The organism is Promicromonospora sp. NFX87 (assembly GCF_048564965.1).
GTDB lineage: Bacteria > Actinomycetota > Actinomycetes > Actinomycetales > Cellulomonadaceae > Promicromonospora.
Genome location: NZ_CP183413.1, coordinates 5,000,422 through 5,025,786, shown reverse-complemented (window position 1 = coordinate 5,025,786; position 25,365 = coordinate 5,000,422). Strand labels below are relative to the sequence as shown.

General features: G+C 69.4%; 17 protein-coding genes. 7 read left to right on the top strand and 10 right to left on the bottom strand.

Annotated features, from left to right (window positions below; genetic code table 11):
* Positions 1-175: 175 nt before the first annotated feature.
* The 7 genes from ACNYC2_RS22555 to aceA all read right to left on the bottom strand — a co-directional run bounded on the left by ACNYC2_RS22555 (position 176) and on the right by aceA (position 13,358).
* Complete coding sequence (locus ACNYC2_RS22555; protein WP_419707888.1) at positions 176-3,040, bottom strand: DEAD/DEAH box helicase; 2,865 nt, start codon at positions 3,038-3,040, stop codon at positions 176-178.
* A gap of 194 nt (positions 3,041-3,234) precedes the next feature.
* Positions 3,235-4,719: an EH signature domain-containing protein gene (locus tag ACNYC2_RS22550; protein WP_419703928.1), complete on the bottom strand. Its 1,485-nt coding sequence runs from the start codon at positions 4,717-4,719 to the stop codon at positions 3,235-3,237.
* Between the two features lies 1 nt (position 4,720).
* Positions 4,721-5,536 (bottom strand): OmpA/MotB family protein, encoded by an 816-nt coding sequence (locus ACNYC2_RS22545; RefSeq protein WP_419703927.1) that lies wholly within the window; start codon positions 5,534-5,536, stop codon positions 4,721-4,723.
* Complete coding sequence (zorA, locus tag ACNYC2_RS22540; RefSeq protein WP_419703926.1) at positions 5,505-7,160, bottom strand: anti-phage ZorAB system protein ZorA; 1,656 nt, start codon at positions 7,158-7,160, stop codon at positions 5,505-5,507. The genes ACNYC2_RS22545 and zorA overlap by 32 nt, the downstream gene beginning before the upstream one ends.
* A 1,090-nt stretch (positions 7,161-8,250) precedes the next feature.
* Positions 8,251-9,915: a PHP domain-containing protein gene (locus ACNYC2_RS22535; protein ID WP_419703925.1), complete on the bottom strand. Its 1,665-nt coding sequence runs from the start codon at positions 9,913-9,915 to the stop codon at positions 8,251-8,253.
* A gap of 213 nt (positions 9,916-10,128) precedes the next feature.
* On the bottom strand, positions 10,129-12,009 hold the full coding sequence (gene aceB, locus ACNYC2_RS22530; protein WP_419703924.1) for a malate synthase A: 1,881 nt from the start codon (positions 12,007-12,009) through the stop codon (positions 10,129-10,131).
* Positions 12,009-13,358 carry an isocitrate lyase gene (aceA, locus tag ACNYC2_RS22525; RefSeq protein ID WP_419703923.1) on the bottom strand — a complete coding sequence of 450 codons (1,350 nt, stop codon included), beginning with the start codon at positions 13,356-13,358 and terminating at the stop codon, positions 12,009-12,011. Before aceA ends, aceB begins: the two co-directional genes overlap by 1 nt.
* A gap of 278 nt (positions 13,359-13,636) precedes the next feature.
* Here aceA and ACNYC2_RS22520 point away from each other — a divergent pair, with 278 nt between their 5' ends.
* Entirely contained in the window at positions 13,637-15,115 is a 1,479-nt protein-coding gene (locus ACNYC2_RS22520) for a helix-turn-helix domain-containing protein (RefSeq protein ID WP_419703922.1), read from the top strand.
* A gap of 42 nt (positions 15,116-15,157) precedes the next feature.
* On the opposite strand, the gene ACNYC2_RS22515 is transcribed toward ACNYC2_RS22520, so the two are convergent.
* On the bottom strand, positions 15,158-16,075 hold the full coding sequence (locus ACNYC2_RS22515; protein WP_419703921.1) for a LysR family transcriptional regulator: 918 nt from the start codon (positions 16,073-16,075) through the stop codon (positions 15,158-15,160).
* Between the two features lie 163 nt (positions 16,076-16,238).
* On the opposite strand from ACNYC2_RS22515, the gene ACNYC2_RS22510 reads away from it, so the two are divergent.
* The 5 genes from ACNYC2_RS22510 to ACNYC2_RS22490 all read left to right on the top strand — a co-directional run bounded on the left by ACNYC2_RS22510 (position 16,239) and on the right by ACNYC2_RS22490 (position 21,317).
* A complete protein-coding gene (locus ACNYC2_RS22510; protein WP_419703920.1) occupies positions 16,239-17,603 on the top strand; it encodes an MFS transporter in 1,365 nt (454 codons plus the stop codon).
* 11 nt (positions 17,604-17,614) lie between these two features.
* Positions 17,615-18,364 carry a 3-hydroxybutyrate dehydrogenase gene (locus tag ACNYC2_RS22505; protein ID WP_419707887.1) on the top strand — a complete coding sequence of 250 codons (750 nt, stop codon included), beginning with the start codon at positions 17,615-17,617 and terminating at the stop codon, positions 18,362-18,364.
* A gap of 61 nt (positions 18,365-18,425) precedes the next feature.
* Entirely contained in the window at positions 18,426-19,226 is an 801-nt protein-coding gene (locus tag ACNYC2_RS22500) for a CoA transferase subunit A (protein WP_419703919.1), read from the top strand.
* A 105-nt stretch (positions 19,227-19,331) separates the two neighbouring features.
* Complete coding sequence (locus ACNYC2_RS22495) at positions 19,332-19,982, top strand: CoA transferase subunit B (RefSeq protein ID WP_357505597.1); 651 nt, start codon at positions 19,332-19,334, stop codon at positions 19,980-19,982.
* Positions 19,983-20,144: 162 nt separating this feature from the next.
* Positions 20,145-21,317, top strand: coding sequence for an acetyl-CoA C-acyltransferase (locus ACNYC2_RS22490; protein WP_419707886.1), 1,173 nt, complete (start codon positions 20,145-20,147; stop codon positions 21,315-21,317).
* Positions 21,318-21,453: 136 nt separating this feature from the next.
* On the opposite strand, the gene nhaA is transcribed toward ACNYC2_RS22490, so the two are convergent.
* Positions 21,454-22,746 (bottom strand): Na+/H+ antiporter NhaA, encoded by a 1,293-nt coding sequence (nhaA, locus tag ACNYC2_RS22485; protein WP_419703918.1) that lies wholly within the window; start codon positions 22,744-22,746, stop codon positions 21,454-21,456.
* Between the two features lie 92 nt (positions 22,747-22,838).
* The gene (locus ACNYC2_RS22480; RefSeq protein ID WP_419703917.1) at positions 22,839-23,402 is read right to left on the bottom strand and encodes a DUF1697 domain-containing protein; all 564 of its coding nucleotides are present in this window, start codon (positions 23,400-23,402) and stop codon (positions 22,839-22,841) included.
* A 504-nt stretch (positions 23,403-23,906) separates the two neighbouring features.
* Here ACNYC2_RS22480 and ACNYC2_RS22475 point away from each other — a divergent pair.
* Complete coding sequence (locus tag ACNYC2_RS22475; protein ID WP_419707885.1) at positions 23,907-25,166, top strand: PhoH family protein; 1,260 nt, start codon at positions 23,907-23,909, stop codon at positions 25,164-25,166.
* The last annotated feature ends 199 nt before the right edge of the window (positions 25,167-25,365 follow it).

Below are 25,365 nucleotides of genomic sequence, written 5' to 3'. Positions count from 1 at the left end.
CTGAGTGGTCCAACTGCCTCTTGTGCCTGGCATGTTCGCGTGGGGCTGCCTGCCGCGTGATCGGACCGGGCATCGATGCAACCCGGGGCACCGATGCGGGCTGTCGAGGGCATCCAGTCAGCCATACCGAGGCTGACACAACAAGCGATTTGTCACGTGCTCCGGATGGCCCGCGCTACCGAGCAACCGAACCGTCGGCCGAGAGATCTAGACCCAACGCACTAACCATCTCGGCCTCACTCACGATGTCGGGCACCAGGACCGCGTCCTTGAGGTTGGTCTTGTTCTGCAGCAGCCGGTCGAGGTTCACGTCGAACGAATCGCGGTCCGGATGCAGCGCCATCGGCAGGTACACGTGCACCGGCCGCTGCTGCCCGATGCGGTAGATGCGGTCTGTCGCCTGTGCCTCCTTTGCGGGATTCCAGTGCCGTTCCAGATGGATCGCGTGATTGGCACCCACCACGGTTAGCCCGACGCCCACTGCGAGTGGAGACATGATGATCAGGTTGAACCCGTCGGCCGCTTCGAAACCCTTGATGATCCCCCGACGGGTGTCCTGGCTCGACCCGTCGGAGACGTATGCGGCAGTGTCGCCGTTCACTACCGGGACGAACCGTCCGTACCGCTCGCCCAGCCAGATCGAGAGCCGTTGCTGCACCTTCTTGTTACTGGCGAAGACGATGACCTTCTCGTCCAGGTCCCTGATCCGGTCCAGCACGGCGATGGCGGCGATCATCCGTGCCGACTCCAGCAAACCTCCGTCGTCGGAGCGCATCGGAGTGTCACCCGGAGCGGACGGATGGAGACTGACCGCGGCCAGAGCCTGGATGGTCGTGAGCGCCGATCCCTTGGTCCCCCGCAGGAGCGTGCGGTGACGGTGGAGTGCGCCGTCGTACGCCTCCCGCTGCACGGGCGGCATGTCGACCCCGTTGTTCCGGTAGATGGTCTTGCTCGGAAGGTCTGGCAGGTGGTCTTCCTTGATGCGCCGAAGCATGAAGGGTCCGACCGCATCACGCAGGTCTTTACCCAGCTGGCCCTTCGCTTCACCGGACGCCGCCTCGATCGGTGCGGCCCGCTGTTCCCGGAACTCGGCCCAGGTCCCGAGAAGTCCGGGCTGCGCGGTGTCCATGAGACACCAGAAATCGCGGAGCGAGTTCTCCACCGGTGTACCCGTCGCGAGCAGCTTGAAGCGTGCCTTCAGGCCCTTGGCCGCGCGCGTCACGAGGATGTCTGGGTTCTTCGTGGCTTGCGCTTCGTCGAAGACGACGACGCCCCAGTCCACCTGGCCCAGTGAGATCTGGTAGCGACGCAACGTGTCATAGGTGGTCAGCACGAGACGGTTCGGCATATCGAGCCGCGCGGGGCCCGCGGCGGCTCCGATCCGGAGCGCAGTGCGTGTTTGGAGCACCTCAGGTAGAACCATTCCGCGCGCGTCCAGATCGTCCTCGCCGACGGCGGTCTCCGGGCCGGCCCCGCGGCGTCGGAAGTCCTTCAGCCCGTCACCCTGCAGCACGACGACGTCCTCGAACGGACTGCTGCTGAACGTCTCCTCGATCTCGGCGAGCCAGTTCTCGAGCAGGGCGACCGGCATGACCGCGAGGACCGGGCGTGCCTCACCCGCACGGTTCCACTCGGCGAGCAGCATCTCGCGGAGCGCGACCAGCGTCATGAAGGTCTTGCCCAGTCCCATGTCGTCGGCGAGCAGGGCGCCCTGCACGCGGTCCACGTCCGCGTACTCGGCGTCGAGAGACGCATGCATCAGCCCAGTCATCCATTCGATCCCCTCGCGCTGGTGCGGGAAGGGTGCGCGACGCAGACTCTCGTAATCGACCGGTCCGACAGGTCGAGCGGCATCGGCCTGTGTACGGAGGCGTGCGGCACGATCCGCAGCGTCCGCGATATGCATGCCGACAGTGACAGTCCTGCCCGACGACGATGCGGGGTCGCCTTCACCCCCGGCGGGACCGCCGTCATCGGTCGGAATACCGAGCGCTTCGAGCCGCTCGCGGGAGGCCCGGAGGGCGTCGGCGACCCGGCTGCGGTCACCGATGTCGACGACGTCCTGATCGACGGTGAGCAGGGCCTTACCGTCCTGCCATGCCTGTTCGACCGTCGCGGCGAGCGCGGTGTGCTCGGGCAATGTTTGCGCCTTGGTCGCGAGACTCTGGGGCGGAAGCAGCGACTGGACAGCAGCGAACCAGTCGATCCCGGTCTCGTTCGCCTGGGCGAAGGAGACCGGTGCGATGAGGCCGATGCCCATGACACGGATGCCGAACCCACCATCGAGAGGGACGAGATCAGGGTCGAGGAAGTCGCCGTAGGCGCGCATGAAGTCGGGGACCTGGTAGGCCGGGATTCGCGGAGTGCGACGAATCTCCTCGACGCCGGCACGGCGTTCGGGGTCAAGCAGAACGAGAGTCTTGTCGTGGTGGAGCACGCCACCCTCGCCCGGAGGAAAAGCGTCCAGCTGCTGAAGGCGCTCGCGGAGCACGTCCGGGTCCGTCCCGGTGCCGAGGTCAGGGAACAGCTCGAGCGAGCCGTCAACGGTCTGCTCCACTGTGAGCCCGACCTTTGTCGGCACCACCGTGTTCCACTCGGCAAGGTGCGCGAGGTCCAAGTGGAACGAGCTGTCGGCCGCATCGCCGAACTCGCCCGCGGCGAGCCGGCGGGCCGCGTCGAGCTCGGCGAGGAGCTGGACGTTGCGGATGCGGCCGCGCTGACGCTCGGGCAGCGCAGCGTGTGCGTCGGCGGCCCGTAGCGCCATGAGCGCTGCCGGGCCCAGGCGATACCGCTCGTCGAGCACGTGCACCGTTGCGCCGTCCCGCTGGACCGATACCTCATGGTCGTCGACGACGGCCTCCAGCCGTACGCGGAACCTCGGCGAGGTGGTGGCGCCCGTGAGCCCGCCCTTGAACGTCCCGGTGAACAGTGGTGGCAGACCGAGGAGCTCGGCGTCGCTACCGTCCAGGGCGGCTATCTCGTCTTCGGGGACCCGGTAGCCGTTGGTGAGCGGCGCCGCGAGTCCCTGCTCTGCGAGCATCTCCAGCACGAGGAGCTGGATGCGCAGGCGCGAGGCGCCGGCGCCGGTCCGGGCGTGCTCGATCTCGTCGATCCCCGCTGTGAACCTCACACCGTCGGGTTCGTAGCCGAGGTCGAAGCCCAGGCCCCCGATTGTGGGCATCCTGTTCAGGTCGGGGTCAGGTCGTCGTCCGAGGATCCGGTCCAGCAGTCCCATCAGTGCCTCCAGAACTCACGGTGGTAACGGCGAAGGTCGGGGGAGTCGAGCACAGTGGCAGGGTCGATCGCGACCCCGTGCTGCTTCAGGAAGCGCAGTGCGTTCGGTTGCCAGAAGCCCTGGTGTGCGATCTCGGCACGATCACGATCGAGTCCACCCTGCCGAGCGAACTCGGCAGGGACGTTGTGTCGGAACTCGTCGCGCGTGTAGACCCGCTTCCCGGGGTTCTTGAGCGTCGGCGTCGGGCTGCCCGCATAGAGATACATCTTGAAGTTGTGCGTCCCCTCGACGATCTGGAAGCCGTCCCCAAAGACGATGATCACTGCCAGATCTCGCTCGCGGTCCATCCGTGCGGCGTCGATCCGAAGTCCACCCAGCCGCTTGCGCACAGACTCACGGACGCCGTAGCCGAGCACCAGACGGACCTCCTGGATCCGTCCCTGCTCGTACAGGCCGGTCAGCAGAGTGCGCCGTCGCGTGAACATTCGATCCTGGTCCTGGTTGTTCTCTCGCGCGTGCGCCTCGATGGCCTTCAGCCAGGTGCGCAGGTCCTCGCCGACCATCCAGCGGGACGCCCGCTCGACGAGGCGTTCGGGGACGTAGCGCCACCACTGGTCCCACTTCGACGTACGTTGGCGAGGGTCACCCGCCATCTCAAGGATTGCCTCCAACCACCGAGCCGACGGGACGCTGGGCTTGTCGCACAGAGCGGTCAGCAGCTCGTGGCCCAGCCGGGGTACGCCATCGCCCTGTACTGCCTTCACGGCGCTGTCGGCCACGTCGCCGAGGAAGGCGTGCTTGTCTCGGGTGTGGTCCGCTCGCGCGATTTCACCCAGGTAGTACGCGTGGTAGGCCAGTTGCGCGAATCTCCCCGACGGCGACAACAGCGACCGCAGACCGGCGTCTTCCACGAGCTGGTCGAGCGGGACACCTTGCTCGACCGCGTACGCGGCGAAAGCCCCTGGGGCGCCCTCGACAAGGGTCAGGTGCGGGGCTTGAGCGATATAGCTCAGCGGGTCGGCGACCTGGTTCCCGGCGCCCTGGTTGAGCACGTGCTGCACGCAGCGTTCGACGGCCCCTCGAACAGCGCCGAAGAGGCCGTCGCGGACGTCGTCGAGGAGGTCGAAATGGCGCCACAAGAGCGCGACGAGAACCACGGTGGAGTGACGCCCGGGGCGCGCGTCGGTGCCGAGCCGGTCGAAGACCTCCGGCAACATCGAAGCCTTGGCCAGTACGGGGTCGTCCGACCACACCTGCAGAAGGGCCCGTGCGAAACGGCGATCGGTCACGCGTTCGCGCAAGCCCTCACCATCGCCGACCTCAGCACGAGCACGGGCCTCGGCCATGAGCTCCGGCAGGAGGTCGCCGATGCCGGCCTCATCCGCGACCTTCGCGGCGCGCTCGGTGAGGGAATCCCAGGAGTCGCCGAGGTCGTCCGGCCACGGCTGTGCCTGGAAGACGACTGCCCGGTCCAGCAGCGACATGTCAGCTTTCTCCGTCGGCGGTCGGTTCGGCGGACGCGCCTGCCTTCGTGGTCTCGACGATCGCCGCAAGGTCCTCCGCCGTCGGACGCACCACCGTGAACCGGATGTCGATCCGCCGGTTCACGGCCCTGGCCTCGTCGTTGACCTGCTGGGCGTTGGCGGGCCGGGTCTCTCCATAGCCGGAGACGGAGAACAGGGGCGCGCCCGCCGAGCTGCGAAACTGGTCCAGGCGTGCGGATCCGCTGAGATCTGTCTCCCAGAGCCGCCACAGCGAGATGGCGCGGAAGGTGGACAAGCCCCAGTTGCCGGTGCCTTCCGGGCCGCTGGTTGGGACGTTGTCCGTGTGGCCCTCGACGAAGACCGTGTCCAGCACGGTGTATCGGTCGTTGTCAGCGATGACGTCCGAGATCGTCGACCCGATCAGGAGGGCGTTCGCCCGGTGCTGCTCCGAGACGTCGTAGGAACCGGACTCGAAGCCGATCTCCTCCGCTGGGATGCTGAGCACCGAGTTGTTCTCGCTGACCGTCACATCGATGCCGTGCTGGCGCAGCCGCTCCTGCACTTCCAGCAAGATCGCGGCTCGGACCTCTTCCGCGGCGCGCAGCGTGTCGATCTGGGTGGTGAAGCGCTCCTGCTGCTGCTCGACGGTGGCCTTGGCGTCGGCCAGCTCCTGGGTCTGTTTGGTGACCTGGGTCATCAGGAGCACGACAGCGAGCAGGAAGAGGAGAAGCAGCGCCGACATGATGTCGGTGAACGAGATCCAGTACGGGTCGTTCAGCTGGCCGTCAGACTGCCGCGTCCGCCGGCGTGTGTGCACCGTCCGTCACCTCCCTGGTCGTGACCGACTGCAGCCGCTCCACTGCGGTGGCCAGCGCCTCGGACTGCGCCGCCACCAGCTCGGTGTAGGACTGCGTGCTGGTTATCCACGAGGCGGCTTGCTGCTCCCAGCCCGTCGCTGTGCTGCGGGTGCGCTCCTCGAGTTCCCCGACGGTCGTGGAGATCGATTGGGTGGCGGTGACCATCTGCGACGTGAATGCGTGTGTGTGCTCGTTCCACGCCTCCATGCGTTGGTTGACCTGCTTGGAGACTTCGCGTTCGTACGAGTCGAGAAAGTCGGTGAGGCTCTGGACCAATTCCTTCTGCTTGTCCGCGAGGGTTTCGTACCCGCCGTCGAGCGCCTGAGCGGCCTTGGCGAGCTCAGCCGCTGTGCTGGTCGTGGACTCTGTCAGCTCGGAGAGCTTGCCGGTAAGGGCGGCGACCAGGTCCGCCGACTCGCGCGTGCTGGTGAGCGTGTCACCGAACGTGGTGTTGGCCTCGGCCAGCTGACCGGCTGTGGCTTCCAGGGCTGCTGATGCCTCGGCGAACCGCAGTGTGGCGACCTCCGTGCGGGCCGCGGCATCATCCAGATTCTCGACGATGACAGGCAGCTGAGTACTGAGCAGTTCGATTTGGACGGTCGTACTCTGCCGAAGCTCTGCCATCTGCGCTGCGTGTTGCTTGGCCTGCTCGTCCATCGCGGCCGTCGTGCGATCGAGCGCATCGGTAAGCCTCTCGGAGGCGGCGTCGAGCCGTTCGGACAGGGCGACGCCGATGCTCTGGAAGCCCTCACTGAACCGCTCGACAAGCTGCTCCATGACCTGGATGTTCATGTCAGCGGCCTGCCCGGCGATCTGCTCCATCTGACCGTCGAAGGCCTTCTCCAGGCGCGCCCCGAGGTTTTCCTGCAGTTCGTGGAGCGCGTGCACGGTCTTCTGCGAAGTGTTCATGATCTGGACGAGAGAGTGCTCGGAGCCGAGGTTCTCGAACAGGCCGTCGATCGTCGAGCTGAGGGTGTTGATGTGCTTGGTGGTTCTGGTCTCGAGCGACTTGAGCAGCACTGTGGCCAGCAGGCTGAGCAGGACGCCCCAGACGGAGGTGATGAAGGCTGTGCCTGCACCACTGATCAGCGTCTCCACGCCGGCCGCCAGCTCCTCCGAGGTTCCGCCGGTGGTGATCCCATCCAGGCCCAGGGTGAGACCCACGAACGTCCCGAGGACGCCGAGTGCAGTCAGGACCGACGGCATGACCGCCAGCAGACGACCGTGGATCAGTTCGGGTGCAAGGGTCTCCGTGTTGAAGAACTGGTCAGCGCCCGCAGTGTTGGACAAGCCGTCGTCATGTACTACGAGGGTCTCGTCGAACTCTTGCCAGAGGTGCTCGACCGGGGTGTCCTTGGCCCGGTCGCCCATGGTGACGCGCTTGTCCTTGTGCGGCTTCGAGGGGATGTCGTCGATGATCGTCGACACCGCTCGGATCCGTTCGTCGGCCCTCTTCCACTGGGACAGCATGTAGCCGACGGTGCCAAGGAACACGGCAACGGTCAGGGAGAAGAAGCCGGCGTTGAGCGCACCGTCGTTCAGCGGGATGACAGCGTCGAGAAATGAGGTGGTGTGGGGCCGCATAGCGGTGTCACAGACCTTTCGCGGGGGCGCGTCCGAGGGCGGCACTGAAGCAGAGATGCCCTGAACGGCGGGCGGCCGGAGAGAGCGCATCCATATGCTCACACGGTGACAATGGTGCCCGGGCGGTTCGGCGGGTGAAGTACCGGGTGAGGTGCTGACCTGCGGTTACTGCCTGTCCCAGGTGCCGCAGTCGCGGGCCGTGAAGTCCTGGCCGGTGCTCAGCATGACCGTCAGGAACCTGCCGTTCACGACGTCGTTGTCGGCGATGTCGCTGCCGTTGCTCCCGCTGCGGTAGGGGACCGTCGCGGGTCGAGACCGTTGAGACCTACATCGACATCCCCGGCTTTTGCAAGAGCGCCACTCTCGCCGAAATCAAGGAAGCCGGCCATGCACTCACACCGGGTCGCTACGTCGGCAACGCAGATGTAGAGGATCACGGCGAGCCCATCGACGAGAAGACCCAGCGTGTTCTGAAACGTTCGTGCCGCGGACTTGGACCACCGAGTCCAGGAGTGACGAGTCTGTGGTGGTGACAGGTGATGTCGTCGTTGGCATGACGCGGAAGTTAGACCTACGCCGTGGCAGGATCGCAGCTCCTGGCTTGCTGAATCGACGGCTCTACCGCATTGAATCCAGCAGCTTGCGGGTATTCACGATTGAGGCCGCGCGTGCCCCGTTGGCTTGTGTAGAGAACCGGAAGTCGGTACATCGATGATTCACTTGAACAAGCGGGATCTGGCAGAAACCCCGGTGACCGTTCCGAGTGTCGAAGGCGCTCTGTAGTTGACGAGAGGGCTTCGAGCCTTCTGCATATTTGATTTTCGGCTGCGCGGGAAGATGGAGCTTTGGCTGCTGCACGCGACGCCCTCCTTCCACATCTCATGTCCGGGAAGCTGCCGCGTCCGCGATGCCGAACGCATTGCGGTGGACCTGATAGATGCCGTCGACCAACTTGCTGAAACGGTCGCGGGCGATGGGGAAATGTAGACGCCCCGGCCAACTCTGGTGAGCGGAGCGCGGGCGTCTACACCGTCGGTGCTCCTCAGTGAGAGACGCTGTTTCGTCGGCGGCAACGGAACAGCAGCTCCTGCTAGCGCACGTCGATGTGGATCGGGTTGGTGTAGAGCCAGGTGTCCGCCCAGGGGTCGCCGTTGTTGTCGGCGTGGGGCTGCGGGCCGGCGGGGTCGATCGACGCTCCGAGGTACCCGGCGCCGTGCCGGTTCCCGTCGCTGCCGCGCAACCGGACGTAGCAGGACTGCGTGATGCGGCCGAGCGGGATGCGCAGGTGATAGGTGCCGGACCGGTTGCTCGTGTCGATCTGCTCGACCACGCGCGTGTCGGGTGCCTGCCAGCTGTCGCGGTCCGTCGCCGGCCCGGTCACGGCACCCCGGATCACGTCCAGGTGGGCGAGCCGGGGGAGCACCCCGTGCGGGTTGGGGCGGTGTGCGCTGCGCACCTTGACCATGAGCTCGACGGCGGTCCCGCGCTCCACGGTGAGCCGTCCGCCGAGAGTGCTGCTCCTGCCACGAGCGCCGACCAGCCGGACGTCGAGCCCGTCGACCAGGTGCCCGTGGTCCACCCAGACCCGGCCGCGGCGCAGGCCGTCCATGACGTCGAGGTAGCCGTGCCGGGTCACGCCGACGTGAGTCCGGCTGAACTCGCCGGGCCAGAAGTCGCTGCCGGGCTGGGGCGTCCCGGTGTCGACGGGAGACGGCTTCCAGCCGAGCGAGTCGAAGCTCTCGCCGGGAGGCATGTCGCCGTCGCGCCAGGTGTCCCAGATGGTGCGGTGGTTGTCGGAGTTGGAGGTGATCGAGAACAGGGACCCCTCCGCCAGCATCGCGTCCCACAGGCCGCCGACGGTCGCCGTCATCCAGTCGAAGCCGCCGAAGGTGCGGTACGCCTCGGCCGGGTAGCCGGGGTAGGAGTCCGGGCGCGGCGCGTTGCTGTACTCGCCACGCTGGGCCCGCGTGCTGCCGCGGTAGGCGACCCAGTCCGGGTCCGCGTCGCCCTGGGCGCCGGGCGCGCCCTCCATGCCGATGCAGATCCCGCGGGCGGCGTCGCGCCAGGCCCGGATCTCGTGCGGGGAGTCGATACCGAGCCGGGACGGGTGGTTGGCCAGCACGAGGACGTCGTCGACGTAGCCGTTCGACTTCTGGGCGGCGAGCCACCGCAGCGCGTCCACCGCACGCTGCTCGTTCTCGGGGAGGTCCGCGGTCCAGCCGTTGAGCTTGCCGTCCCATCGCCGCTCGAACTCGCGCAGCAGCTCGACCTCGTGCCGGCCGGGCGCGGTGAACACGGTGCCGTGCTCGGCAGCGGGGATGTACCACTCCAGGCCCTGGAAGATGAGCTGGCGCGGGTTGCGTGCCCGCGCGGCCATGATCTCCTCGTGCTCGGCGGCGGCACCCTTGTCGCGGTGCCCGAAGTTGCTGTGCTCCGTGAAGACCATCCAGTCCAGGCCGAGCTCCGCGCCCCTCCGGGCGAGCTGGTCGAAGTCGTACTTGGCGTCGTGGCTGTACCGGGAGTGAATGTGGTGGTCGCCGACGAGCCAGGCGAGCCGAGGATCCCCGTGCCCGTCCCCGTGCCCAGGCGCGGCGACGGCGGTCCCGGCGTGCGCGCCGGTGGCCAGCGCGAGCCCGCCGGCCATCCCGAGGCGCAGGAACGTGCGGCGGGAGGCTCCTTGCGGGTCCAGGGACGAGGCCGGGACCGACGGATCGGCCCAGGCGGGCAGATCGGTGGCACGGAACGGGTGGGGCATGGTTCCTCCTGCGGCAGTTCTGGGTAACGCCACAGGGTTGCGCCGTTCGAAGGCCCGGAGATGAACGCGACACGTCGGCCGTCTGTCGGCCGGCCGTCGGGTCGCAGGCTTCCGCTGACAAGGGAGAGCCCGACGCCGAGCCGGTAGCCCCGGGGTGGTGGGGCGGAGAGAGATGGCAACCGGCACGGCGTCGGGCAGCTTGGGGCGGGGAACTCAGACCTGGTCGGCCGGCGAGTCCACCAGGTGTCCCTGGTAGGCGGGGTTCGTCAGGAACGCCGGGAAGTCGTCCTGGAGTGCGACCTGGCGGAAGATCGCCGCCGCGTCGTCGAGCCGGCTGCCGCGCTCCTGCGGGAGCGAGGCGACGACGTCGAGCAGGATCGTCTCGACCCGGTCCCGCGTGATCGGGAGCTGGTCGTCGTGGGTCACCGTGCCCGAGGCGATCCACTGCCACACCTGCGACCGGGAGATCTCGGCGGTGGCGGCGTCCTCCATCAGGTTGTCGAGCGCCGCGGCTCCGGTACCTCGCAGCCAGGCGTCGATGTAGCGGACGGCGACCGAGACGTTCGACCGCAGCCCGGCTGAGGTCACGGTCGCCCCGGCACGCCGCGCGGAGGCGATGTCGAGGAGCTCGTGCTGCCCAACGGTCACGTCGGGCCGCTGCCGGGACACCTGGTTCGACGCGTCCCCCAGGACGGCGTCGAACTCGGCCTCGGCCACCGGGATCAGGTCCGGGTGGGCCACCCACGTGCCGTCGAAGCCGTCGCCGGCCTCACGCTTCTTGTCCGCCGCGACCTGCTGGAACGCCTGCCGGGTGACCTCCGGGTTGCGGCGGTCCGGGATGAACGCGCTCATCCCGCCGATGGCGTGCGCCCCGCGCTTGTGGCACGTGGCGACGAGCAGCTCGGTGTAGGCGCGCATGAACGGTGCGGTCATGGTGACCTGCGCGCGGTCCGGCAGCACGTACGAGTCGCCGCGCGTGCGGAAGCACTTGATGATCGAGAACAGGTAGTCCCAGCGACCCGCGTTGAGCCCCGCGCAGTGGTCGCGCAGCTCGTAGAGGATCTCCTCCATCTCGAACGCCGCGGGCAGCGTCTCGATGAGCACCGTGGCGCGGATCGTGCCGCGGGGGATGCCCAGCGCGTCCTGCGCGACCTCGAACACCTCGTTCCACAGCCGCGCCTCCTTGTACCCCTCCAGCTTGGGCAGGTAGAAGTACGGGCCACGGCCGCGAGCGATCAGCTCGGCGGCGTTGTGGAAGAAGTAGAGCCCGAAGTCCACGAGGCTGCCGAGGGCGCTGCTCGTGATGCCGTTCGCGTCCGTGTAGCGCAGGTGGGCCTCGTCGAGGTGCCAGCCACGCGGCCGGAACACGATCGTCGGGAGGTCGACGATGTCGGCGGACCGCAGCGTGTACTCCTTCCCGGCCTCGTTGGTGAAGCTCAGCGAGCCGCGGATGGCGTCGTGCAGCGCGAGCTGCCCCTCCACCACGTTGGGCCACGTCGGGCTGGACGCGTCCTCGGCGTCTGCCAGCCAGCACCGGGCACCGGAGTTGAGCGCGTTGATGGTCATCTTCGGGTCGGTCGGACCCGTGATCTCGACGCGGCGGTCCTCCAGGCCTGGCGCGTTCCGCGACCCGGCGACCCGCCAGTGCGGGTCGTCGCGCACCGGACGCGTCGAGGCGCGGAAGTCGGGGTCGCTGCCGTCCGCGATGTCCTGACGGCGCAGCTGGCGCTGCGCGATCAGCTCGTCGCGGGCGGCGTCGAACCGGTCGTGGAGCAGGGCGAGGAACTGGAGCGCGTCAGCGCTCAGGATCTCGCCGTAGCGCGGGCCGACCGACCCGGTGACGGTGATGACGCCCCGGCGCGAGCCGGTTCGCGAGGCACCCACCCCGCCGTTCGGCAGCGAGCTCGGCGCGGAGCTCCTGGGCGTCGGTGCGGAGGCCGGGCGTGCCAGGGCCGGGTGTGCCGGGGCCGGGCGTGCGGCCGACGTTGGAGTGGAGCCCGCACGGGCGGCGGGCGGCGTGCCGATCCCGGCGAGACCGGCGTCCGGGTCGAACGGGTTGGCGCCCTGCGGGCGCGTGTCGATGGTCGCGGTCATCAGAACTGCGCCGCCTCGGTAGAACCGGCCAGAGCCGTGGTGGAGGAATCGGGGTTCAGCGCCGTCGCCACGCGGTCGAAGTAACCGGTGCCGACCTCGCGCTGGTGCTTGGTGGCGGTGTAGCCGCGCGACTCGGCGGCGAACTCCTTCTCCTGCAGCTCGACGTACGCGGTCATCTGCTCACGGGCGTAGCCGTGGGCCAGGTCGAACATCGAGTAGTTCAGGGCGTGGAAGCCGGCCAGGGTGATGAACTGGAACTTGAAGCCCATCGCGCCCAGCTCACGCTGGAACTTCGCGATCGTGTCGTCGTCCAGGTGCTTCTTCCAGTTGAACGACGGCGAGCAGTTGTAGCTCAGCATCTGGTCCGGGAAGTCGGCCTTCACGGCCTCGGCGAACTTGCGGGCGAGCTCGAGGTCGGGCGTGCCGGTCTCCATCCAGATCAGGTCGGAGTACGGCGCGTAGGCCTTGGCGCGGGCGATGCACGGCTCGATGCCGTTGGTCACCTTGTAGAAGCCCTCGGCGGTGCGCTCGCCGGTGATGAACGGCAGGTCGCGCTCGTCGACGTCGGACGTGATCAGGGTCGCGGCCTCGGCGTCGGTCCGGGCGATGACGATGGACGGCACGTCGGCGACGTCGGCCGCGAGGCGGGCCGCGTTCAGCGTGCGCACGTGCTGCTGCGTCGGGACGAGCACCTTGCCACCCAGGTGGCCGCACTTCTTCTCCGAGGCGAGCTGGTCCTCCCAGTGCACGCCGGCTGCGCCCGAGGTGATCATGGACTTCATCAGCTCGTACGCGTTGAGCGGGCCGCCGAAGCCGGCCTCGGCGTCGGCCACGATCGGGGCCAGCCAGTCACGGGTCGGCGTGCCGTTCTCCGAGACGTCGATCTGGTCGGCGCGCAGGAGCGCGTTGTTGATGCGACGGACCACCGCGGGCACCGAGTTGGCCGGGTACAGCGACTGGTCGGGGTAGGTCTGTCCCGAGAGGTTCGCGTCACCGGCGACCTGCCAGCCGGACAGGTAGATGGCCTGCAGGCCCGCCTTGACCTGCTGCACCGCCTGGTTTCCGGTCAGCGCCCCGAGGGCGTTGATGTAGTCCTCCTCGTGCAGCTGGCGCCACAGGCGCTCGGCGCCGCGGCGGGCGAGGGTGTTCTCCTCGCCGACCGAGCCGCGCAGCGCGACGACGTCCTCGGGAGTGTAGGTGCGGTCGATGCCGGCCCAGCGAGGGTCGGACTCCCACGACTGCTGCAGCTCGGCAGCGGTCTGCACCTGGTCGCCGGTGCGCACGGGGGTCGACGCGGTCGTCGCGGACACAGTCGCCTCTGACGTGGAATCGATGGTGGGTGCGCTCATGGCGGGTCTCCTTCTCGTGGAACGTCGTCACCGCCTGCCGGGTGACGTGTTACGACCTTCTGCCCTCCGCAACTCCCTTCACAAGGAGATCCGCGTAGAAGAACTTCAGTTCTTCTGTTGAACGGAAGCCTCTTCGTATGTCACCCTCGGGCATGGCAGTTACACCCGGCAATCGCAGAACCGCGCGAAACGTCACTTCTTCGCTTCCTACGCAGAACGGCGTAGGCCGGGCGGCGGGCCAGTCGCGCGTCCGGGTGCCTGGTCAGGCTCTCGGCCGGGTGCCCAGCCAGGCCGCGACGCCGGACGCCGGCCAGGCAGAGGCGGAGCCGGACGCCCTCACCATCGGACGGCGCATCCGGCACCTGCGGACCAGCAAGGGCATGACGCTCGACGACCTCGCGTCGGCGATCGACCGGGCGCCGTCCCAGGTCAGCACGCTGGAGAACGGCAAGCGGGAGCCCAAGTTCTCGCAGCTGCAGACCATCGCCCGGGCGCTCGGCGTCGGCGTGGACGACCTGCTCTCGGCCGAGGCGCCGTCGGAGCGGGACGGGCTGGAGATCGAGCTGGAGCGGGTGCAGCGCGGCCCACTGTTCGCCTCCCTCGGCATCGACGGCGTGCGCATCGGCAAGTCGCTGCCGCACGACGCGCTCACGACCATCCTGGCGCTGCACCGCGAGCTCGAGCGGCTCCACACCGAGCGTGCGGCGACGCCGGAGGAGGCCCGCCGGGCCAACGGTGAGCTCCGCGACGACATGCGCGCCAAGGACAACTACCTGCCCGAGCTGGAGCAGGTCGCGAAGGAGCTGCTCGCCGACGTCGGGCACACGTCAGGCCCGCTGCCGCAGCGCATGGCGGCCGAGATCGCCGCGCACCTCGGCTTCACGCTGCACTACGTGAGCGACCTGCCGCACTCCACACGTTCGGTGATCGACACCCGGAACCGGCGCCTCTACCTGCCGTCCAAGGGCTTCCGCGGTCGCTCCAACACCCGGTCGGCGCTGCTCCAGGCGCTCGCCTCGCACGTCCTCGACCACACCGAACCCGGCGACTACGGCGAGTTCCTCCGCCAGCGCGTCGAGGCGAACTACCTGGCGGCGGCCCTCATGGTCCCGGAGAAGCCGGGCGTGAAGTTCCTGCGGGACGCGAAGGACGAGCGCGCCATCGCCATCGAGGACCTGCGCGACGCCTTCGGGGTCTCGTTCGAGACGGCGGCGCACCGGTTCACCAACCTCGCGACCAGGCACCTCGGCATCCCCGTGCACTTCATGAAGGTCCACGAGTCCGGGATCCTGCACAAGGCGTACGAGAACGACGGCGTGCGGTTCCCCTCGGACGCGCTGGGCGCGGTGGAGGGGCAGCACGTGTGCAAGCAGTGGACGGCGCGGCGTGTGTTCGACGTCGAGGACCGCTTCAACCCGTACGCGCAGTACACCGACACGACGTCCGGCACCTACTGGTGCACCTCGCGCGTGGAGAACACGGCGGACGGCGCGTTCTCGGTGTCGGTCGGCGTGCCGTTCGCGGACGTCAAGTGGTTCGAGGGGCGGGACACGACGGAGCGGACTGCCTCGCGCTGCCCCGACGAGTCGTGCTGCCGGCGTCCGCCCGAGGAGCTCTCCGCGAAGTGGGGCGACTTCGCCTGGCCCTCGGCGCGGCCCCACGCGTCGATGCTGGCGGCGATGCCCTCGGGCGCGTACCCGGGGGTGGAGACGACGGAGGTCTACCGGTTCCTGGAGCGGCACGCTCCGGAGGGCTGAGGGCGGCACGCTCCGGAGGGCTGAGGGCGGCACGCCCAAGGGTTACTGCCCCAGCATCCGGTCCCGCTGCCGCGCCATCTCCGCGAGCAGCGCCTGCACGACGGCGGCCACCGCGGGCCGCCGCCAGGACTCGCTGCGTATCACTGCCCAGTAGGGCAGGCGCTCGGTCACCTCGTCGGGCAGGAGCCGGACGAGGTCGTCGTGCCGGTCGGCCATGAAGCAGGGCAGGAACCCGAGGCCCGCCCCTGCGCGGGTGGCCTCGACGTGCACGAACACGTTCGTCGAGGCCAGCGCGTCCTGCATGCCCGGCACGAGGCGGCGCGGTGCGTCGAGGTGGTTGACCTGGAGCATGGAGTCGATGAAGTAGACGAGCCCGTGGCGGGACATCTCGTCGACGGTGGCCGGGGTGCCGTGCCGGGCCAGGTAGTCGCGCGATCCGTACATGCCGAGCACGTAGTCGCCGAGGCACACGGCCTTGGCCCGCTGGACGCTCGGTTCCCCGACGACGACGTCGATGTCCACGCCCGAACGATGGTGGGTCGCCACGCGCGTCACGGTGACGAGCTCGACGGACAGCTCCGGGTGCTCGCCGCGCAGCCTGGCGATCGCGGGGGAGGCGATATACGCGCTGAACCCGTCGGTCGCCGTCATCCGCACGACGCCGGTGACGGGGTCGGCCTCGGTGTCGCCGGCCACGAGCCGGTCGACGGCGTCCGACACGGCCTCGCCCGCGCGTGCCGCCCGGCGGCCGAGCGAGGTGAGCTCCCAGCCGTCGGCGCCGCGCACCAGGAGACGGCCACCGAGGGAGCGTTCGAGCGCGGTGATGTTGCGGGCCACGGTGGTGTGGTTGACGCCGAGGGCCTGCGCCGCCGTCGTGTAGCGGCCCGTGCGCGCCACCTGCAGCAGCACGAGGAGCTGGTCGGCGACCTGGCTGGCCGGCTGGTCATTGCGGGCTGGCATGCGGCGACCGTACCAAGTGTGCATCCGTGCACATCGGGTCTGCCCACTTCGTCATTGCTCCGCACAGTGCTTCCCGGGAAAACTCTGGCGAGTCACACGTGGCAGGCCGTGCGGATCGCCCGGCCGGCCAGTACCCGTGTCAGAGTCGACACCAAGGAGCAGCATGTCTGCACAGCAGGGCACCCGCGCACCGGACGACCGGTCGCTGATCAGGCGCATCGTCGCCGCCTCGATGGCCGGCACCGTCGTCGAGTGGTACGACTTCTTCCTCTACGCGACCGCCTCGGCGCTCGTGTTCAACAAGGTCCTCATGCCCGAGACGGGCAACGAGTACGACGCGATCATCGCGGCCTTCGTCACCTACGCGGTCGGCTTCCTCGCCCGGCCGCTCGGCGGCGTGATCTTCGGCCACATCGGCGACAAGCTGGGGCGCAAGCACACCCTCCAGTTCACGATCCTGCTCATCGGCGTCGCCACCGTGCTCATGGGCTGCCTGCCGACGTTCCAGCAGGTCGGCTTCCTCGCCCCGGCACTCCTGGTGATCCTGCGCTTCGTGCAGGGCGTCGCGCTCGGCGGCGAGTGGGGCGGCGCCGTCCTGCTCGTGGCGGAGCACAGCCGGGACGACGAGCGGGCCCGCTGGACGGCCTGGCCGCAGGCCGGCGTACCCGCGGGCAACCTGCTCGCCACCGTCGTGCTCTACACGATGTCCGCCTCCCTGACCGACGCCGCGTTCCTCTCCTGGGGCTGGCGGGTCGCGTTCTGGCTCTCCGCCGTGGTCATCGTCATCGGCTACTACGTGCGCACCCGGGTCTCGGACGCGCCCATCTACGAGGAGGCGAAGGCCGAGATCGACGAGGGCGCCAAGGGCTACGGCGTCCTCGAGGTGATCCGGCGCTACCCGCGCGGCGTGCTGACCGGCATGGGCCTGCGGTTCGCGGAGAACATCCTGTACTACCTGGTGGTGAGCTTCTCGATCGTCTACCTCGGCACCGCCCTCGGCATGGACACGACCCGGATCCTCGGCGTCGTCGCGGCGGCGCACGCGTTCCACTTCGTCATGATCCTGGCCGTGGGACGCCTCGCGGACAGCATCGGCCGCAGGCCCCTGTACATCGCCGGCGCGATCCTCGGCGCCACCTGGTGCTGGTTCGCGTTCCCCGCGATGGACACCCGGAACACGTGGGTGATCCTCGCCGTCCTCATGGCCGGACTGCTCTTCCACGCCATGATGTACGCGGTCCAGCCCGCCATCATGTCGGAGATGTTCCCCACCCGGATGCGGTACTCGGGCGTCTCCATCAGCTACCAGGTCACGTCGATCGTGGCGGGCTCGCTCGCCCCGATCCTCGCCACCACCTGGCTCAAGAACACCGGCTCCTGGTGGCCCACCGCGGTCTACATGCTGGTCGCGGCCGCGATCACGCTGGTAGCGGCGCTCGCGCTGCGCGAGACCAAGGGCGCTTCGCTGCACGCCCTCGACGCCGAGGACCAGGCACGCGAACGGGCGCTCGCGGAGGGCCGGTCTTGAGCTCCACGGTCCTGAGCCACACGTTGGACGGCCGCCGCGCCCTCGTCACCGGCGGTGCCAGCGGCATCGGCGCGGCGTGCGCCCGGGAGCTCGCGGCCCGGGGTGCGCACGTGACGGTGGCGGACGTCGACGGCGACGGCGCCAAGGCGGTCGCCGAGGAGGTCGGCGGCGAGGCCTGGGTGGTGGACCTGTCCGACACCCGGGCGCTCGACTCCCTCCGCCTGGACACGGACGTGCTCGTGAACAACGCGGGCATCCAGCGGGTCAGCGCCATCCAGGACTTCGTGCCCGACGACTTCCGGCTGGTCCAGCGGATCATGCTGGAGGCCCCGTTCCTGCTGGTCCGCGCGGCGCTGCCCGGCATGTACGAACGCGGCTGGGGCCGGGTCGTCAACATCTCGTCGGTGCACGGGCTGGTCGCGTCGCCGTACAAGGCGGCGTACGTGGCGGCCAAGCACGGGCTCGAAGGGCTGTCGAAGGTGACGGCGCTGGAGGGCGGCGAGCGCGGGGTCACGAGCGTCTGCGTGAACCCCGGCTACGTCCGCACGCCGCTGATCGAGAAGCAGGTCGCCCAGCAGGCGAAGGCGCACGGGATCCCCGAGTCGGAGGTGCTGGCGAAGGTCATGCTCGAGCAGGCCGCGGTGAAACGGCTGGTGGAACCCGAGGAGGTGGCCGCGCTGGTCGGGTGGCTCACGGGCCCCGAGGCCGCCATGGTGTCCGGTGCGTCGTGGACCATCGACGGCGGATGGAGCGCACGCTGACCGGGTGTGACACTGGCACATGGCACGACCTGCCGGCACTGGCCCGATGGAGGAGTCAACGATGACTGAAGTGGGTAGCACAGGGTTCGACAAGGTGGTCGCGAGCGCGGCCGAGGCGGTCGCCGACATACCGGACGGCGCGTCGCTCGCCGTGGGCGGGTTCGGCCTGTGCGGCAACCCGATCGCGCTGATCGAGGCCCTGCTCGCGCAGGGCACCGCCGGCCTTTCCGTGGTGAGCAACAACTGCGGCGTCGACGACTGGGGGCTCGGCGTGCTGCTGAACGCCCACCGCATCGCCAAGATGACCAGCTCGTACGTGGGGGAGAACAAGGAGTTCGAGCGGCAGTTCCTGTCCGGGGAGCTCGAGCTGGAGCTCACCCCGCAGGGCACGCTCGCCGAGAAGCTCCGCGCCGGCGGCGCGGGCATCGCAGCCTTCTTCACGCGGACGGGTGTGGGCACCCAGGTGGCGGACGGCGGCCTCCCGCGCAGGTACGACGGCGCCGGCGGCATCGCCATCGCGTCACCGGCCAAGGAGGTGCGCACGTTCGGGGACGGCGGCGCCGAGTACGTGCTGGAGGAGTCGATCAGCACCGACTACGCGCTCGTGCACGCACTCCGCGGGGACCGCCACGGGAACCTCGTGTTCAACAAGTCGGCCCGCAACTTCTCGCCGCTCGCCGCGATGGCGGGGCGGATCTGCATCGCTCAGGTCGAGGAGCTCGTCGAGCCGGGGGAGATCGACCCGGACACCGTGCACCTGCCCGGCGTCTACGTCCACCGCATGGTGCACGTAGGCACCGACATCGAAAAGCGGATCGAGCGCCGAACGGTCACAACCCCGCCGTCGGACACCGCGAAGTAGAGCGTCTGTCCGGACACCCGCTCTACCCCGACAACGTGGCGACCGCGAAGTAGAGCGTCTGTCTGGACACACGCTCTACTTCGCCGAGACGAGAGAGGCTGGACCATGGCATTGACCCGACAGGAGATGGCCGCGCGCGCCGCGCGCGAGCTGACCGACGGCATGTACGTGAACCTGGGCATCGGGCTGCCGACGCTCGTGCCGAACTACGTGCCGGAGGGCCGGCACCTGGTGCTGCAGTCCGAGAACGGGATCCTCGGCGTGGGGCCGTACCCGACGGAGGACAAGGTGGACCCCGACCTGATCAACGCGGGCAAGGAGACGGTGACGCTCCTGCCGGGCTCGTCGATCTTCGACTCCGCGATGTCGTTCGGCATGATCCGCGGCGGCAAGATCGACGCCGCGATCCTGGGCGGCATGCAGGTCTCCGCCACGGGCGACCTGGCCAACTGGATGATCCCCGGCAAGATGGTCAAGGGCATGGGCGGCGCCATGGACCTGGTGCACGGCGCCGGGCGCGTGATCGTCCTCATGGAGCACGTGGCGCGCGACGGGTCGCCGAAGATCCTGCGCACCTGCTCGCTGCCGCTGACCGGCAAGGGCGTGGTGAACCGGATCATCACCGACCTGGCGGTGCTCGACGTGACGCCGTCCGGTCTGGTGCTGCGGGAGCTCGCACCCGGGGTCACCGCCGACGAGGTGGTGGAGAAGACGGAGCCGGAGCTCACCGTGGAGCTCGTCGAGCCGATGGTGTGAGGGCTACGAGGTGGGCGGCACCGGGCGATACGCTGAAGAACGACGGCCAAAGGAGGTCTCATGACTGACCCGATCAACACTCCGGCGAGCGCCACAAGCGCGGCCCCGGGTGCGGAGAACCGCGCTGACAAGACCAGCGCTCAGAACAACACGGCAGACGACGTGGTGATCGTGTCGGCGGCGCGGACGCCGCAGGGACGGCTGAAGGGCTCGCTGGCCACGCTCAGCGCGGTCGAGCTCGGTGCGGTAGCCGCGCGACGCGCCCTGGAGGGCGCCGGCCCGCTCGCCGCCGACGTCGACAAGGTGATCTTCGGCCAGGTGATCCAGGCGGGTGCCGGGCAGAACCCGGCCCGGCAGACGGCGGTCGCCGCGGGCGTCTCCTGGGACGTCCAGGCCGTCACGGTCAACAAGGTGTGCCTCTCGGGGCTGACGGCGATCATCGACGGCGCCCGGCTGCTGCGGACCGGCGAGGCGACCGTGGTGCTGGTGGGCGGGCAGGAGTCGATGACGAACGCGCCGCACCTGCTGCCCGGCTCGCGGTTCGGGTTCGGCTACGGCTCGGCCGAGCTGCTCGACGCGACGGCGCACGACGCCCTGACCGACGCGTTCGACGGCGCCTCCATGGGCATCTCGACCGAGGACCACAACACCGGCTCGGTGTTCGTGTCGCGCGAGGAGCAGGACGCCATCGCGGCGGCCTCGCACCAGCGGGCCGCGGCGGCCTGGAAGGACGGGGTCTTCGAGGCGGAGCTCGCACCGGTCTCCGTGCCGCAGCGCCGCGGCGAGCCCGTGGAGGTGCGTACCGACGAGGGCGTCCGCCCCGACACCACTCCCGAGTCGCTGGCGAAGCTGCGGCCCGCGTTCGCGGGCGAGGGAACGCTCACGGCGGGCAACTCGTCACAGATCTCCGACGGCGCCTCGGCGCTCGTGCTCACCACCCGCGGCCGCGCGGAGGCGGCGGGGGTGCCGGTGCTCGCGACGGTTCGCGCGCACGGGCAGGTGGCAGGCCCGGACAACTCCCTGCACTCCCAGCCGGCCCGGGCGATCGCCCAGGCCCTGGAGCGGGAGGGCTGGACTGCCGAGGACCTCGACGTCGTGGAGATCAACGAGGCGTTCGCCGTGGTGGTCGGGGTCTCGGCGAAGGCGCTGGGAGTTCCGCTGGACCGCGTCAACGTGCACGGCGGCGGGATCGCGCTGGGTCACCCCGTCGGGGCGTCCGGGGCCCGCATCGCGGTGCACGCGGCGCACGAGCTCGCGCGCCGCGGGGGCGGACGGGCCGCCGTCGGGCTGTGCGGTGGCGGAGGCCAGGGCGAGGCCCTCCTCCTGGAGTACTGACGCCGAGATAGAACCGTGGCGAGGTAGAACCAGGGCGAAGTAGAACTGTGGCGAAGTAGAACTGGAGCGGAAAATCCTGCCCTGGTTCTACTTCGCCACAGTTCTACCTCGCCACAGTTCTACTTCGGCGGGGTGGTCAGTGGGACTCGCGGTCCTTCGTGTCGCCGATGTAGCTGCGGACCTGGTCCGGCCGGCCGTCGAGGTTCATGTCGGCCGTGCGGGACCGGCGGGCGTCCCAGCGCAGGGAGATCGCACCGAGGATCGCCGCGAGCACCGAGGCGCCGAGGATCGCGATCTTCGCCCCGTCGGTGTGCTCGGAGTCCCCGAAGGACAGCTCGCTGATCAGCAGCGACACGGTGAACCCGATGCCGGCCAGCAGCCCTACGGGCAGCAGGTCGCGCACGCCGATGCCGTCGGGCAGGCGCAGGGGAGTGATCCGGGTGATCAGAGCCGTCGTCCCGAGCACGCCGAGAAGCTTGCCCAGCACCAGGCCGGCGGCTATCGCGGCGACGACCGGCTGGCCGATCACGGCGCCTGGCCCGTCGCCGTCGACCAGTGAGACGCCCGCGGCGAAGAAGGCGAACACGGGCAGCGCGATGCCGGAGGAGAGCGGCTTGAGCCGGTACTCGTACTGGGTGGTGCGCGATGTCGCCTCGCCGTGCAGAGCGAGCGCCGGGACGGTGAAGCCCAGCAGCACACCCGAGATGGTCGCGTGGATGCCGGACGCGTGCATCAGCGCCCACGCGACCGCGGCGAGCGGCAGCAGCACGAACCACCGCGGCTTGCGCGACCGGACGTGCCACAGGAAGAGCGCGACGCAGACCAGCGTGCCGAGCAGGGAGAGCCAGTGGATCTCGCTGGTGTAGAAGATCGCGATGACGACGATCGCGAGCAGGTCGTCCACGACGGCGAGCGTGAGCAGGAAGGTCCGGATCGCGGTCGGCAGGCCGCGGCCGAAGATGGCGAGCACGCCCACCGCGAACGCGATGTCCGTGGCGGTGGGGATGGCCCAGCCGTGCAGGGCGCGGGGATCGCCGAGGCTCAGGACGACGGTGGCGTAGATCAGGGCGGGGACGGCCATGCCGCCGACCGCCGCGATCATCGGGACGCCCGCCTCCTTCGGGTTGCGGAGGCTGCCGGCGACGAACTCCTGCTTGAGCTCCACGCCGACCACGAAGAAGAAGATCGCGAGCAGGCCGTCCGCGGCCCAGGTGCTGAGGGACAGGTCCAGGTGGACCGGCAGCGGCCCGATCGCGGCTGGACCGATCACCGTCGCGGACAGTGCCTGGTAGGCGTCTCGCCAGGGGGAGTTCGCCCAGAGCAGGGCGAGGAACGCGGCCCCGATCAGGAGCGCACCGCCAGTGGTCTCACGAGCGGCCCAGGTCCGGAGACGCTGGATTCGGGTGCGGGCGACGGCGTCAGGGCTCAACGCTGGTCCTCTCGGTTTTGCGGGTCGTCAGAGCAGGACCGGTCGACCCGGCCCACGCCGACCAGACTTCCCGGCACACCCTGGACTTCACCCTACTCGGAGGCGAGTTCCGCGCAGGCCGCACGCAGCCTGGTGATCGTGTTCCAGTTGCGGGCGGTGGTCGGCGCACCCGCTGCCTGGTCGACGACCTTCGACGTGAGCTTCGACCGGCCGATCCCGTCCACGTAGTGCACGTACAGCACTCCCGCGCCGGTCGCGAGCAGCTCGCGACCCGCGTTGGCCAGGTCGAGCCGGGCGATCCCCGCCTCGTCCAGGTCGCCGAACGGGACGTGCACCTGGAGCTGTGCGGGATGGTCCCGCGCGGCGGCAGCGAAGGGGTTGGCTCGGGCAATCGCCTCCAGCTGCGCGGCGCTCAGGGCGACGACGGCCACGTCCTGACCGAGCCGCTCGGTGAGGCAGCGCCGCACCAGGCGTCCGACGTCGGCGGCCGTGGAGGCGCCAGAAGTGCCCGGCGTGACCACGAGGTTGCCGCTGTTGAGGAGGGTGCGGGCCGCGCCGAGGCCGGCGTCGGCGGCCGCACCGATCAGGTCCGCGGACGTGACGCGCAGGCCCGGTCCGACGTTGACGGCGCGGAGGAGGACGGCGAAGGAATCCATGCGTCCCATCCTGACGCTTCGGCGAGCCTTCCAGCGAGTTTTGCGATTTCTTGGGGCGATCGTCAAGTTATTACCAACGTGTGAACAGTTCGTGACAACTTGCGACCCGCCGGGGCGCGACTCTGGTCATGGGATGGCAGTGCGCGTAGGTTCCATTTCAGGGACGGCACCCAGTCGCCCCTTCGGGAGGCCAACCTATGGAGTGCTTGCTCCGTGGAGAAGGGCCGGTCCCGGCTCTGCGCCACGACGCGGCGCTCCGAGTCGGTCGTCCGGCCCATCCACCAGCCCCGGTTCGTCCGGGTCGGTTCCGCCGGTAGGCGGAGTCCGCCAGGTAGCGACGTGGTTGTCACGGCGTTTCGGCGCCGGAGGGAGACCGCAGTGAGCCAATCCGCACACACCACCCGTCCGTCCGACCAGAGTGCCGACGCCGCTCCCGGCGCGGCAGGTGACGAACGTAGGACCTTCGTCATCGACACGTCTGTGCTGTTGAGTGATCCCAAGGCGATGTTGCGGTTCGCGGAGCACGATGTCGTTCTCCCCATCGTCGTGATCACGGAGCTGGAAGCCAAGCGGCACCACGCCGAGCTCGGGTACTTCGCCCGGAGCGCCCTGCGGATGCTGGACGAGCTGCGCGTCCGGCACGGCAGGCTCGACTCGCCGGTCCCGGTGGGTGACGCGGGCGGCACGCTGCGGGTGGAGCTCAACCACGTGGACCCGACGGTCCTGCCCGCCGGGTTCCGGCTGGGCGACAACGACACCCGCATCCTCGCGGTGGCCGCCAACCTGGCGGCCGAGGGCAGCAGCGTCACGGTGGTCTCCAAGGACCTGCCGATGCGGGTGAAGGCGTCCGCCGTCGGCCTGCAGGCCGAGGAGTACAAGGCTGAGCTCGCGGTGGACTCGGGCTGGACCGGGATGCGCGAGATCGACCTGTCCGACGAGCAGATGGGGGCGCTCTGGGACAACGACTCGGTCGAGATCGCGGCGCTGGACCCGGCGACTGTCGAGGCCGCCTCGCCGCTGCTGGTGCACACGGGGATGGTGGTGCACTCGCCGGGCGGTTCGGCGCTCGGCCGCGTGACGGCGGACAAGCGGGTGCAGCTCGTCCGCGGTGACCAGGAGGTGTTCGGGGTCCACGGGCGCTCGGCGGAGCAGCGCGTGGCCATCGACCTGCTCCTCGACCCGGACATCGGGATCGTCTCGCTCGGCGGCCGGGCCGGCACGGGCAAGTCGGCGCTCGCCCTGTGTGCCGGCCTGGAGTCCGTGCTGGAGCGGCAGAAGCACCGCAAGGTGGTCGTGTTCCGGCCGCTCTACGCGGTGGGCGGGCAGGACCTGGGCTACCTCCCCGGGTCGGAGTCCGAGAAGATGAACCCGTGGGCGCAGGCCGTCTTCGACACCCTCGGGGCGCTGGTCTCGCCCGCGGTGGTGGAGGAGGTCATCGAGCGCGACATGCTCGAGGTGCTGCCGCTCACGCACATCCGCGGACGGTCCCTGCACGACGCGTTCGTCATCGTGGACGAGGCGCAGTCCCTGGAGCGGAACGTCCTGCTCACGGTGCTCTCGCGGATCGGCCAGGGCTCGCGTGTGGTGCTCACCCACGACGTCGCGCAGCGGGACAACCTGCGGGTGGGGCGGCACGACGGCGTCGCCGCGGTCATCGAGGCGCTCAAGGGGCACCCGCTCTTCGCGCACGTGACCCTCACCCGGTCCGAGCGTTCGCCGGTGGCGGCACTGGTGACCGACATGCTGGAGCGGCTGGAGGTCTGACCCGACACGCCCGCCGCACGATGTCAGACGCTCAGGTCACTCCAGTGGCCTGAGCGTCTGACTGTTCGCAACTTCTGGCACGGAAGAGGCGTGCCGCCGGACGGAACCCCCCAGCCCCGCAGTCCGGCGGTACGCCTCTTCGAGTGCATGAGCGACAGTAGCAGACTTAGGTAAGGCTAACCAAAGGATGTGGCGAACC